This window comes from Sedimenticola selenatireducens (assembly GCF_963675335.2).
Classification (GTDB): domain Bacteria; phylum Pseudomonadota; class Gammaproteobacteria; order Chromatiales; family Chromatiaceae; genus Sedimenticola; species Sedimenticola selenatireducens.
The window spans coordinates 1,528,366-1,543,379 of record NZ_CAXXYC010000004.1 but is presented as its reverse complement, the minus strand read 5'-3'; the positions used below and the strand labels follow the sequence as shown (position 1 = coordinate 1,543,379).

Sequence of the window (15,014 nt, the reverse complement as noted above, 5' to 3'; positions counted from 1 at the left end):
GAATCAGTCACCTTGGCGACAGTTCCTTTTTACCTCGTCCCGCGCCCTCCGCAGGGAGGCGCGAAACTCCTCGTCCGAAAGATAACGGCGCGACCCGTCCGGCTGCAACTCATACAGTCCGGCCGCGGCCTCGTATTCCCGCACGCGGTCTTTCGCCCTGGCACAGGCCATCTTGCGCCTGGCCTCTTCCGCAACCCGTTGCGCCCGCGCCTGCCGTTTCTCCTCGCGCTCTTCCCGGTAGGCGTCCAGTATCTTCTGTCGCAACTCCCGCCGCTGCTGGTCACTCATCGGCGCACCGGCCTCATCCGGCACCGGTTGCTGCCTGATCTGCACCTGCTCGGCAGACCGGTCTGGCGGGGGCCGGTCGCCGAACTGGGTACGGCCATCCGCATCGACCCAGCGATACACCGCCGCATGGGCTGAATCCAGCCACACGACGCTCATCAGCAGTAACAGCAGAAAGATAGCTCGCCGGTTCATCCCTGACAGCGCCTCATCGTGCGATCCATTTTCAGCCTGCCGCTTAATCGGGCCCATAGAGCGCGGCCTTCTCATCGGCACCCACCTGCCCCTTGGGCTTCATGCTCTCCAGGTCAGGATGGGCCACCCGGTTACGCCCCTGGGTCTTGGCCACATAGAGCAGGGCGTCCACTTGCTTCACAAAAGAGTCCGCAGACAAATTGCTGCTGCGCTGGTAGACGCTCACGCCCATGCTGGCAGTTACCAGCAGGGGCTTCTCTTCCAGCATCACCGGAGTCTCCTCAATAGCCGTCCGCAGCCGCTCGGCCGCATTGACCGCCCGGGGCAGTGGCGTACCCGGCAGGATCAGGGCAAACTCCTCACCACCATAGCGACACGGAATATCAATCTTGCGCAACAGGGTAACCATCAGTTCCCCCACATGGCGCAGGACCCGATTCCCCGCCTCGTGGCCCCAGGTGTCATTGACCCGCTTGAAGTGATCGAGATCGAGCATGATCAAGGCCGTCGGCTGACCGGTGCGGTGTGTTCGCTCCAGTTCCTGCTCCAGCGCCTGGGAAAAATGGCGATAATTGAACAACCGCGTCATTGGATCGGTCAGCACCAGATCCGCAAGCGTCTCCACTTCTTCACGCAGCGCCATCAGGGAATCAATATGCTCACAGCGGGGCTCGCCAACGGGACATTGCGGTTTTTTATGGTCTTTATCGCGCATGCAAATCATAACAGTGGATCCGTGGAAACACTGATTCTACGGATTAGGCGGCCAAGTTGCAGCATTTAACCACAGGTCCGTCAGAATATGCCCCTTACTTCCCACGACCATGCGGTTGTCCGCGAACCTCCCCCAATCACAAAAAAGGGGCGCCACATGGGCGCCCCAAACATCGCATTGAGCTCGTGACTCAGATACCGGAGCCGCGTGACCCGACAAACTCGGGGTAGGCTTCAAGCCCACACTCGCTGAGATCCACACCGTTGTACTCCTCCTCCTCAGAGACCCGAATACCGACAGTCATTTTAAGAACCAGCCAGACCAGGAAGCTGGCCACAAAGGTCCAGCCGAAGATCACCAGCAGACCGGTAATCTGGGCGCCAAAAGAGGCGTCGCTATTGGAGAAAGGAACAGCCAGCAGACCCCACATGCCCACCACCCCGTGGACCGAGATGGCACCGACCGGATCATCGATCTTCAGCTTGTCCAGCGACAGGATGGCAAACACGACCAGCACGCCGCCAACCATACCCACCGCCGTGGCCCAGACAGGACTGGGAGCCAACGGCTCGGCGGTAATCGCCACCAGACCAGCCAGCGCGCCGTTCAGGGTCATGGTCAGATCGGCCTTGCCGAAGATGGCGCGCGCCGTCAGCAGGGCCGCCACCACACCACCGGCCGCCGCGGCATTGGTATTCACGAACACCGCCGCCACCGCATTTGCCTCACCCACGTTGGAGAGCACCAGCTCCGAGCCGCCGTTGAAACCGAACCAGCCCATCCAGAGGATAAAGGTGCCCAGGGTCGCCATCGGCATATTGGCACCGGGGATCGCCCGGATCTGCCCGTCGGGTCCGTACTTGCCCTTGCGCGCACCGAGCAGAAGCACACCCGCCAGCGCGGCGGAGGCACCCGCCAGGTGAACCACGCCCGAACCGGCGAAATCCTGGAAGCCGAGTGCGTCGAGGAAACCACCGCCCCACTTCCAGTAGCCCTGCATCGGGTAGATAAAGCCGGTCATCACCACGGCAAACAGCAGGAAGCTCCAGAGCTTCATACGCTCGGCCACGGCACCGGAGACGATGGACATGGCGGTCGCCACAAACACCACCTGGAAAAAGAAATCGGACATGCCGGAGTAGTAATCCCCGTCATACCAGCCATCCGCACCCTGCTTCAGGACCGCGCCGGCATCGTTATCACCACCAAACATAAACGACAGGTCAAAGGCGGGAATCACCCCGTTACCCCCTTCCGGGTACATGATGCCGTAGCCCATCAGCATGTACATGATGGAGGCGATGGCAAACAGCGCGACGTTTTTGGTCAGGATTTCGGCGGTGTTCTTGGCCCGCACCAAACCCGCCTCCAGCATGGCGAACCCTGCCGCCATCCACATCACCAACGCACCGGATACCAGAAAGTAGAAGGTATCGAGGGCGTAGCGAAGATTGAGTATCTCTTCCATAACATTAACCTCTAAGTTATTAAACGGATCGATTGGCTTCAGAGTGCATCCGGACCGGTTTCACCGGTGCGAATACGCACCACCTGCTCCAGGCTCGAGACGAAAATCTTGCCGTCACCGATCTTGCCGGTTTTGGCCGCCTCGCTGATCGCCTCGATCACCTGATCCAGCTTGTCTGCGGCGATTGCCACATCCACCCGAATCTTGGGCAGAAAATCGACCACATACTCGGCGCCGCGATAGAGTTCTGTGTGACCTTTCTGACGACCGAATCCCTTCACTTCAACGACGGTGATACCGGACACGCCGATTTCGGAAAGCGCTTCGCGTACGTCATCCAGCTTGAAGGGCTTGATGATTGCAGAAACCAGTTTCATTACATGTTCTCCTGCTGCTAATTAAGATGGTTAGCCATTCTGGTGAATGGACCGGAAGCTCCAGTCCGGCTTGCCCTCTTATTTGCAGCTCCCGTGCCAACAGAAGTTTTTCATTTATAATCAATTAATTAACCAACACACAGGGACAGGGACATAAAAACCTGTGCACCAACAGGATGCTGCATCAGATATACGCACCAATATGGTGCAGACAAAAACTGCCGGCACGCGCCCGCTTCGCAGTCCGCGGGACTGGACAACCGCGCCCACCCCCGTTATCTTGCGCCCATGATTGATTCCAAGCTTTTAGACGATCTCGCCAAACGGGTGGCCGGCAGCGTCCCGGTCGGTCTGCAACTGCTGCAGGAAGATCTGCAGAAAAACCTGCGGTCAGCGCTGGAGGCGGGGCTCAGCCACCTGGAACTGGTCACCCGGGAAGAGTTCGAGATCCAGCGCGCCGTGCTGTTGCGGACCCGGGAGAAGCTGGAAGGATTGGAACGTCGCATCGCCGAACTGGAAGCAGATACCAGGCCATCTGCTGATTGAACGCCCAATAACAACCATCGCCGTTCAGTGACGAGCGGCCCGACACGCACCATGGAAGGTGAACATGTCCCTCGCTACCCTGCACAGCCGCGCCCGCAGCGGCATTAACGCACCTCTGGTAACCATCGAGGTTCACCTGGCCAACGGCCTGCCCGCCCTCTCCATTGTCGGCCTGCCGGAAATGGCGGTTAAAGAGAGCAAGGATCGGGTACGCGGCGCCCTGATCAACTCCGGTTTCGAATTTCCACCGCGCCGCATCACCATCAACCTTGCCCCCGCCGACCTGCCGAAAGAGGGGGGACGGTTTGACCTGGCCATCGCCCTCGGCATCCTGGCCGCCTCGGGACAAATCCCGTCCCAGACCCTCGACCGGTATGAGTTCATTGGCGAACTGGCCCTCTCCGGCACCCTCCGCCCGGTCAAGGGTGTCCTGCCGGTGGCCCTGGCGGCCAGGGATGCCGGACGCGGCCTGATCCTGCCGCAGGAGTGCACCGCCGAAGCCGCCCTGGTCAGCAGAATCCCGCTGTTCCCGGCCAACCATCTGCTGAGCGTCTGCGACCACCTGATCAAGGGTGACGCCGTTGAGCCGCTTGAAGCGCCTTGCGTCCCCGCCGAAACAACCCACCACCCTGACCTGGCCGAGGTCAGAGGACAACAGCACGCCAAGCGGGCACTGGAGATCGCCGCCGCCGGCGGTCACAGCCTGCTGATGATAGGTCCGCCCGGTACCGGCAAGTCGATGCTCGCCTCGCGCCTGCCCGGTATCCTGCCCGGCATGAGTGAACAAGAGTCGCTGGAGACGGCCGCCATCCGCTCCATCAGCAGCCAGGGCTTTTCCGCCAGCGACTGGCGACAGCGCCCGTTTCGCACACCCCATCACACCGCCTCCGGCGTCGCCCTGGTGGGCGGTGGCAGTAATCCCAGACCCGGCGAGATCTCGCTGGCACACAACGGGGTGATGTTTCTGGATGAGTTGCCGGAGTTCGACCGCCGCGTGCTGGAGGTACTGCGAGAACCGCTGGAGACCGGCCAGGTGACCATCTCCCGGGCCGCCCGCCAGGAGCAGTTTCCGGCCCGTTTTCAGCTGATCGCCGCGATGAATCCCTGCCCCTGCGGTTATCTGGGGGACAATAGCGGCCAGCCCTGTCGCTGCAGCAGTGACCAGGTGGCGCGCTATCGGAGCCGCATCTCCGGGCCGCTGCTGGACCGCATCGACATGACCATTGAAGTCCCCCGTCTGCCAGCCCACGCCCTGGGTCACGGCGGTCCGTCACCCACCGAGCAGAGCCAAACGGTACGTGCACGGGTGGAGCAGGCCCGCCAGCGGCAGATGGCACGCAACGGTTGCCCCAACAGCCAGCTGGCTGGGCGCCGATTGGATGAGACCTGCCAGCTCACCGATGAATCACGTAATCTGATCATCCGCGCCATGGATCAGCTGGGCCTCTCCGCCCGCGCCTATCACCGTATCCTGCGACTGGCCCGCACCATTGCCGACCTCGCACAAGCCGACGCCATCGAACCGTCTCACCTCAGCGAAGCCATCGGCTACCGGCGCCTGGATCAAAGAAACTGAATGCAGCAGCTACACCGTCAAGCAGTAATAACCCTGCCGAACACAAACACAGGATTCTGACTACACTGATACTTTAAAGACCGGAAAATGTATCGATGTCTGGCGGGAGGTGTCGCATGAAATATCGCAGCTTGCTTATCCTGGGACTGGCCGGCAGCCTGTTCAGCCTGAGCGAATCAGCCGCCAACCCCGACGACTGCGACCACCCCTTCACCCACGGCAGTGAATACAACCCGCAACAGCTACGGCAAGTGGCAAAAAAATGCGATCAGACCGAGATCGCCGACCTGTTCTATAACCGCGCCTACCACACCGAGCTACTGCAGAAGTTTCAGGTACTGAACCGCCTGCAGTCCCACAAACCGAACCACGACCTGACCCACTACCACACCCAGCGCATCTTCATCGCCCTGTCCGAGGCGTTTGCCAAACGTGCCTGGGAGAGGGGAGAGACGCAGGCCATCGGCCAACTCAACCGGCAATACGACCGTTCGATTGAGATTGCCGAATACCAGCTGAAGGGTTATGACGTGCTGGCGGCCCAAACCCGACAGGCACCCGCCACCCCTTGAACCCGGCGAGCACATCCAGGAAGACCGTCAAATTTACCCATATGCGGTAATCGCGACCGATCTTTCAACCACGGCGCTCCCGCTCCGGCGCAGAAAGCGGTAGAATCCGCCGCCATGCTCAGATTCGATAAACTTAGCCTGCGGCGCGGGGTGAAACCGCTCTTCGCCGACGCCAGCTTCATCATCCATCCCGGCCAGCGGGTCGGTATCACCGGCGCCAACGGTACCGGCAAATCAAGCCTGTTCGCCATGATCCGCGACCAGTTACATGCCGATGGGGGCGACTTCTACCGCCCCCGGGACTGGGTGATCGCCCATGTCGCCCAGGAGACACCGGCCGATCCGCGTCTGGCGATCGACTATGTGCTGGATGGCGACGAAGAGCTGCGCCAGGTCGAACAGCAACTGGCCCAGGCCGAGCAAGCCCACCAGGGCGAGCAGGTGGCGAACCTGCATGCCCGGCTCGATACCATCGGCGGCTATACCGCCCGCTCCCGTGCCGCCCGGCTGATTCACGGACTCGGGTTCCGACCGGGTGAAGAGCACCATCCGGTCAACAGCTTCTCCGGCGGCTGGCGCATGCGCCTCAATCTGGCCCGCGCCCTGATGTGCCGCTCCGACCTGCTGCTGCTGGATGAGCCCACCAATCACCTGGATCTGGACGCGGTCATCTGGCTGGAGGAGTGGCTCAAGGCCTACCCCGGCACCCTGCTGCTGATCTCCCATGACCGGGATTTTCTCGATGCCGTCACCAGCCACATTGCCCATATCGAGCAGGGGCGTATCACCCTTTATACCGGCAACTACTCGGCCTTCGAGCGGATACGGGCGGAACGCCTCGCCAACCAGCAGTCGGCCTTTGAAAAGCAGCAGCGGGAAGTGGCCCACATCCGCAGCTACGTGGAACGCTTCCGCGCCAAGGCGACCAAGGCGCGCCAGGCCCAGAGCCGACTCAAGGCGCTGGAGCGGATGGAGCTGATCGCCCCGGCCCATGTGGACTCACCCTTCCACTTCAGCTTCAAAAAACCGGAAAAGACCCCCAATCCGCTGCTGAAACTGCTGGAGTCCTGCGCCGGTTATGGCGACCGGCAGATCCTCAACCGGGTCACCCTCAACCTTTCGCCGGGCGATCGCATCGGCCTGCTCGGGCCCAACGGCGCCGGCAAGTCGACCCTGATCAAACTGCTGGCCGGCGAACTCCAGCCGAACGGCGGCAAACGGGAGACGGCGCAGGATCTGAAGATCGGTTACTTCGCCCAGCATCAACTGGATCAGCTCAACCCGGACGACAGCGCTCTGGCCCATCTGCTGCGGCTCGATCCCAAGGCAACTGAACAGGCGATGCGCGATTTCATCGGTGGCTTCGGCTTTGCCGGGGAGCGCGCAGAAAGCCCGGTTGCCCCCTTCTCCGGCGGCGAGAAGGCGCGGTTGGTGCTGGCCCTGCTGGTCTACCAACGCCCCAACCTGCTGCTGCTGGACGAGCCGACCAATCACCTGGACCTGGAGATGCGCCACGCCCTGGGGCAGGCGCTGCAGGATTTTGAAGGGGCCATGGTAGTGGTCTCCCATGACCGGCACCTGCTGCGCACCACTACCGATCAGCTGCTGCTGGTCCACGGCGGCAATGTGGACGAGTTCAAGGGCGATCTGGATGAATACCCCCGCTGGCTGGCCGACAACCGCGGCGCCGACCAGCGGCAGGAGAAAAGCGGTGCAGAAATCGAGCACAGCGCCAGCGCCCGCAAGGAGCGAAAACGGACTGAGGCGGAGCGCCGGAAACAGCTGCAACCCCTGCGCAAGGCAGTGGAGAAACAGGAAAAGCTGCTGGAGCAACTGACCGGCAAGCAGCATATCCTGGAAACCGCCCTGGCCGATCCCACCCTCTACGAGGCCAGCCGGAAGGAACAGCTGAAACAGCTCCTGGCGGACAAGAGCCAGCTCACCCAGCAGCTGAACCAGGTCGAAGAGGCGTGGCTGGAGGCGTGTGAAGCACTGGAGTCGGCCGAGGAAGCATTGAACAGCGAACAAGCTTGATCACGACCAAGGCGGAAGATCCGAACAGACAAGACAAAGGGGCTCACTCCATGTCTGCTGTTGGCCACCAGCGACAGGATCGCATACGATGAAGCAACGGGCGCGCTGGAAAGGCGCTTCACAAAGCCACCGGTCAGCCTGGTGACAGGGCGCATCCGATCAGGAGAGTAAAGATGTCCGTTGATGACGTAGTCTGGGTTCTGAAAGAAAACAGCGAGGTGATGGAATCCGCTGTTTTAATTCGCGAAGTAAAGTTATTGCTGAATCTGGGGCACGCCCTGTTTCATCCAGAGCTGAAGATAAAAATTTACAAAAGCACCGCCATTCCGGATACACCGTTCCATTTTGAACTGAGCCATCATGTCTTCACACCTATGCAGACTGCTCCCTTGTCTCCCGCCCGGACATCCTATGGGTCCGAGCGCGAAGCGATCCAGCAGGCGATTGCCGCCACCACCAGTGTTATTAAAGCTGCTCTCGGAGCCGGCCACACACCGAGTCGAAATTGGCTGGTGCGAAACGAGCAGTTCTGAACCGGATCAATCTGACTGGAGGCAATAACCGGCTCGCGGCGCAACCTGGATTGACGACAGCGCCATTCACATCGCGGACTTTCCCGCTCGCGACTCGCTTGCGCAAAATGCCCTTTCAGTGCACATTGACCCACTCTCATCGGCACCCGGTTCAACTTCATGCTCAGTTATCGCCACGCCTTCCACGCCGGCAATTTTGCCGATGTCTTTAAACATCTGGTGCTGGTCAAGAGCCTGGAGTATCTGCTGCAGAAACCGGGGCCACTGCTCTATATCGACACCCACGCCGGCGCGGGCAGCTATCCGCTCAACAACGCCATGAGCCGCAAGACCAATGAGTATGCACAGGGTGCGGGGGCCTTGCAGTTACAGCAACTGCCGGCGGATTTTGCCCCCTATGGCAGACTGGTAGAACGCTACGGCAAACAGGGCATCTACCCCGGATCTCCACTGATTGCTGCCGATTTATTGCGCGACCAGGACAAGTTGCGGCTATTTGAGCTGCACCCCACCGATTACCCCAAACTCGCCCGGTTGTTTGCCAAAGACCGGCGTGTGCGCGCTGAACAGAGTGATGGACATCACGCCCTGAAGTCCCAGTTACCGGCCGCACAAAAGCGGGCCCTGGTGCTGATGGACCCGGCCTATGAGGTAAAGCGTGAGTACCAAACCGTGGTGGACTCGCTGCTGGCTGGATACAAGCGTATGGCCAATGCCACCTACCTACTCTGGTATCCCGTGGTACAACGTGACTGGATCGACCGCTTGGTCAGGCAATTACGCACCAGCAACATGAAGGATATCTGGCAGTTTGAGCTGGGCTTGGAAGCAGACAACCGTGAGCACGGCATGACCGCCAGCGGCATGATCGCCATCAACCCGCCCTGGGTCTTGCCCCGGCAGATGGCTGACCTGTTGCCGGCGCTGCAACGGCAACTGGCCTCCGACCGGGGATTTTATCGCATCGAGCAGATCGGGGCCGGCTGATGCGCCAGGGCGATGTTTAGAGCGAACAGTTTCAGCTTGCCCATACAAAAAAACCTCCCCTGACACGACAGGAGGTATAATCAGCCGACTTTCTGACTATACGGTGACCCCATGAAACTTCTGATACGCAACCTCGCCCGCAGCACCACCGAGGCTGAGCTCCGTGCTCTGTTCGAAGCCTACGGCCAGGTACAGTCCTGCACCCTGGTGCTGGATAAGGAGAGTGGTCAGTCAAAGGGTTTTGGTTTCGTTAATATGCCCAAGCCGGGGGAGGCCAAGGCGGCGATGAAGAGCCTGAATGGGCAAGAGGTGGCTGGCAACCGGATGCGGGTAAAAAAAGCCGAGACACCACCAGCGAAGCCGGGACGTACGGACGCATAGCCAACCCCCGGGCCGCGGACCAGGACATCAAGCAACTCGATAACCAGGAGCAAACGATGGCATTTTGGAACCTGAACTCCCTGGAGCTGGAAGCATTTCGCCCCGGCATCAACAGCCGGGCAGAACTGGGTGAACAGCTGATTATGGCCTATATGGAGATCGCGGCGGGTGAAGAAGACAGCGGCCACCTGCATCCATACGATCAGTGTGGCGTGGTCATGGCCGGTCGCATCGAGATGTTCATCGGCAGTGAACGGAAACTGCTCAGCCCCAGCCAAACCTATTTCATACCCGCGGGCGAACCGCACGGCTGGAAAACCTTCGATGAACCGGCCACCCTGCTGGATATATCATCCAGACAGCCAGGCGCGTGACCGGTTAGTCGCTACGGTTCACCCGGCCAGCTCATCCGCCTCCTGCTCCTCCTGCTCCAACGCCTGTTGGGCCTTGGCATGGTCCCGTGCCAGCAACAGATAGAACGCCGGCAACACAAACAGGGTAAAGAGGGTACCGATACCCAGGCCGGTAGTGATGGTCAGGCCGATATCAAACCGGCTGACCGCACCCGGACCACTCGCGGTCAGCAGTGGGAACATGGCCACGATCAAGGCAACGGCAGTCATCAGAATCGGCCGCAGACGGATGGCAGCCGCCTTCTCCACCGCCTCGCGTTTCGACAGCCCCTCGTTGATCTGTAATTGATTGGCAAACTCCACGATCAGGATGCCGTTCTTGGCCACCACGCCAATCAGGGTAATCAGGCCGACCTGGGTATAAATGTTGACCGAGGCCATGCCCAGGGTAATGAAAAGCATCGCACCGGCAATTGACAGGGGCACCGAGATCAGGATGATTAGCGGATCGCGCCAACTCTCGAACTGGGCAGCCAGCACCAGGTAGATCACCAGCAGTGACAGGAAAAAGGTGACCACCAGGCCACTGCCCTGTTGGGCAAACTGCCGTGAGTCGCCGGCATAGTCATAACTGTAGCCTTTCGGCAGCAACTCCTGCGCCTGGGCTTCAAGGAACGCCAGCGCATCCCCCAGCTTGACCCCGGGGAACATCACCCCTTCCACCGCCACTGAGTTGAGCTGCTGGAACTGGGTCCGTTTTGAGGGCTCGACACTGCTCTCCATACTGACCACACTGGAGAGTGGCACCAGATCCCCGCCGTCGGCACGGATATAGTAATCGTCCAGCATCGCCTCGTTGAGACGGTAGGCCTGCTCGACCTGTGGAATCACCTTGTAGCTGCGGCCATCGAGATTGAACCAGTTGACATAACCACCGCCCAGCATGGTGCCCAGATTGCGGCCGATTTCCGACATGCTGATACCCAGGTCGCCCGCCCGATCCCGGTCGACCAGCAAGCGGGTAACGGGGCGATCTATATCGACCGACTTCTTCAGAAACATAAAACTGCCACTGGCCATCCCGCGACCGATAATCTGGTCTGCCAGTGCAGCGATCTCTTCATAAGTGCGGTCGCTGGTAAGAACAAACTGCACCGGTAGTCCGCCGGACGAACCGGGCAGGCTGGGCCTTGGAAAGGCCACGGTCTGGAAACCCGCCACCTTGTCCAGGGTGGCCTGCACCTCCGGCTGGACCTCCATCTGGGTGCGCTCACGCTGACTGATGGAGGTCATCTTGAAGCCACCGAACACCGTATCCTGGGTACGGCCGAGGATATAGAAGCCATCGTTGAATTCGGGAATCTTGGTAAAACCCTCCTGAATCTGCCGCGCATAGGCGCGGTGATAATCGAGGGTCGCGGTGCGTGGTCCGCTGGCCTGGAAAAACAGAATGCCCTGATCCTCCGTCGGTGCCAGCTCATTCTGGCTGGTGATGAACATCAGGTAGATGGCCGGCAGGGTAAGCAGGGCAAGTATAACGCTCACCGACACGGTGGAGAGCGAGCCATGTAACAGTCGCCGATAGACGTCGGAGAGCCAGTTGAAGAACTTTTCAACCCGCTGCTCAAAGCGTCCCTGGGTGCCGTGAGGCTTCAGCACATGGGCGGAGATCACCGGAGAGAGGGTGAGCGCCACGATGCCGGAGATAATGACCGCACCGGTCAGGGTGAAGGCAAACTCGGTAAACAGCGTACCCACCAATCCACCCATAAAGCCGATTGGCGCGTATACCGCCAGCAGGGTGGTGGTCATGGCGATAATCGGCACCGCCATCTCTCGCGCGCCATAAATGGCGGCATGGAATTTCGTCTCGCCCCGCTCGATATGGCGGTGCACATTCTCCACCACGATAATCGCATCATCCACCACCAGGCCGATCGCCAGCACCATGGAGAGCAGGGTCAGCAGGTTCAGCGAGTAGCCCAGCAGCAGCATAATAAAGGCACCGCCGATGAGCGAGAGCGGCACCGCCACTGCCGGCACCGCGGCCGCGCGAAACGAACCGAGGGTCAGGTAGACTACGAACAGCACAATCACCACTGCCTCGATAATGGTGCCGTAGACCTCATCAATAGAGTCCTGGATAAAGGTACTGGCGTCATAGGGGATCATTACCTGCATCCCTTCCGGCAACTGGGAGCGGATCTTCGGCACCTCATCATTCACCAGTCCAGCCACGGTCAGCGGGTTGGATCCCGGCGCCTGCTCCACCGCAATGAATACCGCCGGGATACCGCTATACCAGGCGGTCGAGTCGTAGTTCTCAGCGCCCAGCTCGGTGCGTGCAATGTCGCCCAGCCGCACCAGGGTACCGTTGCCGCTACGCACTACCAGTCGCTCAAAATCCTCCGCCTGGTTGATATCGGTACTGGCGGTCAGGTCCACCGCCACGTACTTGCCCTTGGTTGATCCCACGCCGGCCAGGTAGTTGTTGGCCCGCAGCACGTTGGCCACATCATCGGCAGTCACACCCAGTGCCGCCATGCGCCGCGGATCAAGCCAGATGCGCATCGCAAACTGCTGACCAAACATGCGCGCTTTGGCTACACCGGGCAACGCCTGCAACTGTGGCTGCACTACCCGGACTACATAGTCGGCAAGCTGTACCCGGGAGATCTCCTGGCTGTAAAAAGCCACATACATCAGGGCAGTGGAGTCACCGGTACTGGACTCGATTACCGGGTCCTGGGCGTCCGCCGGCAATACATTGCGTTTACTGGCCACTTTGGCCTGGATCTCGGCGACAGCCGCATTGGCGTCGTAGTTGAGCTCCATATGCACTTCAATGGCAGAGCTGCCCTGGCTGCTGGTGGAAAACACATAGTCGATACCATTGGCTTCGGCAATTGCCTGCTGCAGCGGGGTCGTGACAAACCCCTTCACCAGATCGGAACTGGCCCCCGGATAGTTGGTGGTCACCTTGACTACGGTACTGTCGATGACCGGATACTGCCGCACCTCCAGCAGACCGAGGGAACGCACGCCGACTATCAGGATCAGCAGACTGACCACGGACGCCAGGACCGGGCGCTTGATAAAGATGTCGGTAAATTTCATTGTTCGGCAACCTTACCGTTGTCCAGCTGCACGGAGTCATCAATGGTAACCGACTGCCCGTCACGCAGCTTGACCAGTCCGGCACGAACAACCTGCTCACCGGCCTCCAGCCCCCGGGTGACCGCCACCCGCCCCTCGCGAACCGCCCCGGTCTCGACCTGGCGTCGCTTCACCCGCAATCCTCCGCTCTCGGTTTTATCGATAACATAGGCAAAATTGCCATACGTGTTGTAGCTGATGGCGGTACGCGGCACCGTCAGCACGGCACTTTCCTGCTGCATCAAGGTCTCGACCTCGGCGAACATGCCGGGACGCAGAAGATTGTCCCGGTTGGGTACCGTGGCCCGGACCCGGATCGAGCGGCTACCCTCGTCGACACCGGCATCAATGGCGCTGACGCTACCGATGAACTGGGCGTCCGGATAGGCACCGACCCTCAGCTGCACCGTCTGGCCCGGGGCGACTTTGCTGAATTCACGCTCCGGCAACGCATAGTCCACGTAGAGCGGGTCCAGAGCCTGCAGGCTGACGATCGACGTGCCGGCAGGCAGAAACTGTCCCTGGTCGACCTGGCGGATACCAAGGATGCCGCCGAACGGCGATCGGATCACCTTCTTCTGCACCGTCGCCTGCTGTTGCGCCACCTTGGCCTGGGCACTCTCAAACGTCGCCTTGGCAATATCGAATTCCGATTTGGAAACCGCCTGCTTGGGCATCAGTTCGGCGGTGCGCCGGTACTGCACCTCGGCCAGGCGCTGGTCGGCCTTGAGCGATTCCAGGGTGGCCAGTTCCACCGAATCCTCCAGGCGCAGCAGAACGGCTCCGGCCGCCACCGCCTGGCCGGACTCAAACCCGATCAGACTGACAATTCCCGGCACCTCGTTGGTCACCTGGATGCCACTCTGTGCACGCAGGCTGCCCACCGCGCGCAGCATCGGCTGCCAGTTTTCCTGTTGCACGAGGGCCGAGGCGATGACGGCCGGAGGGCGCGGTGCAGTCAGTTGCGCATTCATCTGCTGGAACTTCTGGTATTTCCAGTAACCGACACCGGCAGCGGCGCCGCCAAACAATAGAAGAACAAGTATCAGCCGTTTAATCATGAACTTTTTCCTGAGAAATTACGGGTAAGGCCGGGTTGCCGGTAGCGTCGCCGGGCATTTCGTCTGGCGGATTTCGCAGGCAACCATGGAACAGCAGGTCGGCTGCCATACGCACGAAACGCTGCGGATCGTCGGCAAAATCAACAAACGGAAAATGGCGCAGCACGTTGCGGCTCTGGAAGAAAAACACGTTGGTACTGATGATCAGGTGCGCCAGCAGGGCCGGATCCAGGTCACGGCGAAACTCCCCGCTCGCCTGACCTTCACGCACGATCTCCACCAACTCGGTAAAGCCTTCGAAAAACACCTGTTCGGCCAGCTCCTTGCCGCCCTCGGGGCTGGACTCCATCACTTCCCGGACCACCAGGCGGGAGACCTGTTCACGGCGCAGCAGGGTTTCCAGATGATGAGACAAGAAGGAGGAGAGTTGCTCGGCTACCGTGCCCCCCTGCACCCGTCCCTGCCGCAACGCCGCGCTGCTGTCACGGCAGGCTTCACGAATCACTTCCAGATAGAGTTCACGCTTGCTGCGAAAATGGTGGAACACGTTAGCCTTGCTCACTCCGGCACTGCGCGCCACCGCACTCATGGAGGTGGCGTCATAACCTTTTTCGGAAAACAGGCCGGCGGCAACATCGAGAATCGCCTGTCCTCCGGGAGAGAGTTGCCCCTCATCCTGTGAACACGCATGGACAGGCCTGGATTGAATATGTGGCATCGGAATCCCTAAAGAACTGACCGGTCGGTCAGGCGTATTCTAGACCGCTTCTCAGGC

Annotated in this window: 15 protein-coding genes; 8 read left to right on the top strand and 7 right to left on the bottom strand. The window is 60.4% G+C overall.

Going from position 1 to position 15,014, the window contains the following annotated elements; translation table 11 throughout:
- Nucleotides 1-3: 3 nt before the first annotated feature.
- The 4 genes from ACHZBF_RS18320 to glnK all read right to left on the bottom strand — a co-directional run bounded on the left by ACHZBF_RS18320 (nt 4) and on the right by glnK (nt 3,040).
- On the bottom strand, nt 4-537 hold the full coding sequence (locus ACHZBF_RS18320) for a DUF4124 domain-containing protein (RefSeq protein ID WP_321529223.1): 534 nt from the start codon (nt 535-537) through the stop codon (nt 4-6).
- Nucleotides 524-1,195, bottom strand: a complete 672-nt coding sequence (locus tag ACHZBF_RS18315; RefSeq protein ID WP_157606803.1) for a GGDEF domain-containing protein — start codon at nt 1,193-1,195, stop codon at nt 524-526. Before ACHZBF_RS18315 ends, ACHZBF_RS18320 begins: the two co-directional genes overlap by 14 nt.
- A 190-nt stretch (nt 1,196-1,385) precedes the next feature.
- Nucleotides 1,386-2,663: an ammonium transporter gene (locus tag ACHZBF_RS18310; protein ID WP_029133680.1), complete on the bottom strand. Its 1,278-nt coding sequence runs from the start codon at nt 2,661-2,663 to the stop codon at nt 1,386-1,388.
- Between the two features lie 38 nt (nt 2,664-2,701).
- Nucleotides 2,702-3,040, bottom strand: coding sequence for a P-II family nitrogen regulator (glnK, locus tag ACHZBF_RS18305; RefSeq protein ID WP_029133681.1), 339 nt, complete (start codon nt 3,038-3,040; stop codon nt 2,702-2,704).
- Between the two features lie 288 nt (nt 3,041-3,328).
- On the opposite strand from glnK, the gene ubiK reads away from it, so the two are divergent.
- The 8 genes from ubiK to ACHZBF_RS18265 all read left to right on the top strand — a co-directional run bounded on the left by ubiK (nt 3,329) and on the right by ACHZBF_RS18265 (nt 10,043).
- Nucleotides 3,329-3,586: a ubiquinone biosynthesis accessory factor UbiK gene (ubiK, locus tag ACHZBF_RS18300; RefSeq protein ID WP_029133682.1), complete on the top strand. Its 258-nt coding sequence runs from the start codon at nt 3,329-3,331 to the stop codon at nt 3,584-3,586.
- A gap of 64 nt (nt 3,587-3,650) precedes the next feature.
- A complete protein-coding gene (locus tag ACHZBF_RS18295; RefSeq protein WP_321529222.1) occupies nt 3,651-5,162 on the top strand; it encodes a YifB family Mg chelatase-like AAA ATPase in 1,512 nt (503 codons plus the stop codon).
- Nucleotides 5,163-5,278: 116 nt separating this feature from the next.
- The gene (locus ACHZBF_RS18290) at nt 5,279-5,734 is read left to right on the top strand and encodes a hypothetical protein (RefSeq protein WP_321529221.1); all 456 of its coding nucleotides are present in this window, start codon (nt 5,279-5,281) and stop codon (nt 5,732-5,734) included.
- 114 nt (nt 5,735-5,848) lie between these two features.
- Nucleotides 5,849-7,768 (top strand): ATP-binding cassette domain-containing protein, encoded by a 1,920-nt coding sequence (locus tag ACHZBF_RS18285; RefSeq protein WP_321529220.1) that lies wholly within the window; start codon nt 5,849-5,851, stop codon nt 7,766-7,768.
- Nucleotides 7,769-7,941: 173 nt separating this feature from the next.
- Nucleotides 7,942-8,301 carry a hypothetical protein gene (locus tag ACHZBF_RS18280; protein ID WP_029133686.1) on the top strand — a complete coding sequence of 120 codons (360 nt, stop codon included), beginning with the start codon at nt 7,942-7,944 and terminating at the stop codon, nt 8,299-8,301.
- A gap of 159 nt (nt 8,302-8,460) precedes the next feature.
- On the top strand, nt 8,461-9,288 hold the full coding sequence (locus ACHZBF_RS18275) for a 23S rRNA (adenine(2030)-N(6))-methyltransferase RlmJ (RefSeq protein WP_029133687.1): 828 nt from the start codon (nt 8,461-8,463) through the stop codon (nt 9,286-9,288).
- Between the two features lie 111 nt (nt 9,289-9,399).
- Complete coding sequence (locus ACHZBF_RS18270; protein WP_029133688.1) at nt 9,400-9,669, top strand: RNA recognition motif domain-containing protein; 270 nt, start codon at nt 9,400-9,402, stop codon at nt 9,667-9,669.
- 56 nt (nt 9,670-9,725) lie between these two features.
- A complete protein-coding gene (locus tag ACHZBF_RS18265) occupies nt 9,726-10,043 on the top strand; it encodes a cupin domain-containing protein (protein WP_051302242.1) in 318 nt (105 codons plus the stop codon).
- A gap of 18 nt (nt 10,044-10,061) precedes the next feature.
- Here the strand turns inward: ACHZBF_RS18265 and ACHZBF_RS18260 are convergent, their stop codons facing one another.
- From ACHZBF_RS18260 to ACHZBF_RS18250, 3 genes are read right to left on the bottom strand one after another with little or no spacing between them, the layout of a single operon-like run.
- Nucleotides 10,062-13,139, bottom strand: a complete 3,078-nt coding sequence (locus ACHZBF_RS18260; protein ID WP_029133689.1) for an efflux RND transporter permease subunit — start codon at nt 13,137-13,139, stop codon at nt 10,062-10,064.
- Entirely contained in the window at nt 13,136-14,239 is a 1,104-nt protein-coding gene (locus ACHZBF_RS18255) for an efflux RND transporter periplasmic adaptor subunit (protein ID WP_029133690.1), read from the bottom strand. Before ACHZBF_RS18255 ends, ACHZBF_RS18260 begins: the two co-directional genes overlap by 4 nt.
- Complete coding sequence (locus ACHZBF_RS18250; RefSeq protein ID WP_084610040.1) at nt 14,232-14,957, bottom strand: TetR/AcrR family transcriptional regulator; 726 nt, start codon at nt 14,955-14,957, stop codon at nt 14,232-14,234. Before ACHZBF_RS18250 ends, ACHZBF_RS18255 begins: the two co-directional genes overlap by 8 nt.
- Nucleotides 14,958-15,014: the final 57 nt, after the last annotated feature.

Coding starts and splice junctions, on each gene's coding strand:
- ACHZBF_RS18320 (WP_321529223.1), bottom strand. CDS start 537: ATGGGCCCGATTAAGCGGCAGGCTGAAAATGGATCGCACGATGAGGCG.
- ACHZBF_RS18315 (WP_157606803.1), bottom strand. CDS start 1,195: ATGCGCGATAAAGACCATAAAAAACCGCAATGTCCCGTTGGCGAGCCC.
- ACHZBF_RS18310 (WP_029133680.1), bottom strand. CDS start 2,663: ATGGAAGAGATACTCAATCTTCGCTACGCCCTCGATACCTTCTACTTT.
- glnK (WP_029133681.1), bottom strand. CDS start 3,040: ATGAAACTGGTTTCTGCAATCATCAAGCCCTTCAAGCTGGATGACGTA.
- ubiK (WP_029133682.1), top strand. CDS start 3,329: ATGATTGATTCCAAGCTTTTAGACGATCTCGCCAAACGGGTGGCCGGC.
- ACHZBF_RS18295 (WP_321529222.1), top strand. CDS start 3,651: ATGTCCCTCGCTACCCTGCACAGCCGCGCCCGCAGCGGCATTAACGCA.
- ACHZBF_RS18290 (WP_321529221.1), top strand. CDS start 5,279: ATGAAATATCGCAGCTTGCTTATCCTGGGACTGGCCGGCAGCCTGTTC.
- ACHZBF_RS18285 (WP_321529220.1), top strand. CDS start 5,849: ATGCTCAGATTCGATAAACTTAGCCTGCGGCGCGGGGTGAAACCGCTC.
- ACHZBF_RS18280 (WP_029133686.1), top strand. CDS start 7,942: ATGTCCGTTGATGACGTAGTCTGGGTTCTGAAAGAAAACAGCGAGGTG.
- ACHZBF_RS18275 (WP_029133687.1), top strand. CDS start 8,461: ATGCTCAGTTATCGCCACGCCTTCCACGCCGGCAATTTTGCCGATGTC.
- ACHZBF_RS18270 (WP_029133688.1), top strand. CDS start 9,400: ATGAAACTTCTGATACGCAACCTCGCCCGCAGCACCACCGAGGCTGAG.
- ACHZBF_RS18265 (WP_051302242.1), top strand. CDS start 9,726: ATGGCATTTTGGAACCTGAACTCCCTGGAGCTGGAAGCATTTCGCCCC.
- ACHZBF_RS18260 (WP_029133689.1), bottom strand. CDS start 13,139: ATGAAATTTACCGACATCTTTATCAAGCGCCCGGTCCTGGCGTCCGTG.
- ACHZBF_RS18255 (WP_029133690.1), bottom strand. CDS start 14,239: ATGATTAAACGGCTGATACTTGTTCTTCTATTGTTTGGCGGCGCCGCT.
- ACHZBF_RS18250 (WP_084610040.1), bottom strand. CDS start 14,957: ATGCCACATATTCAATCCAGGCCTGTCCATGCGTGTTCACAGGATGAG.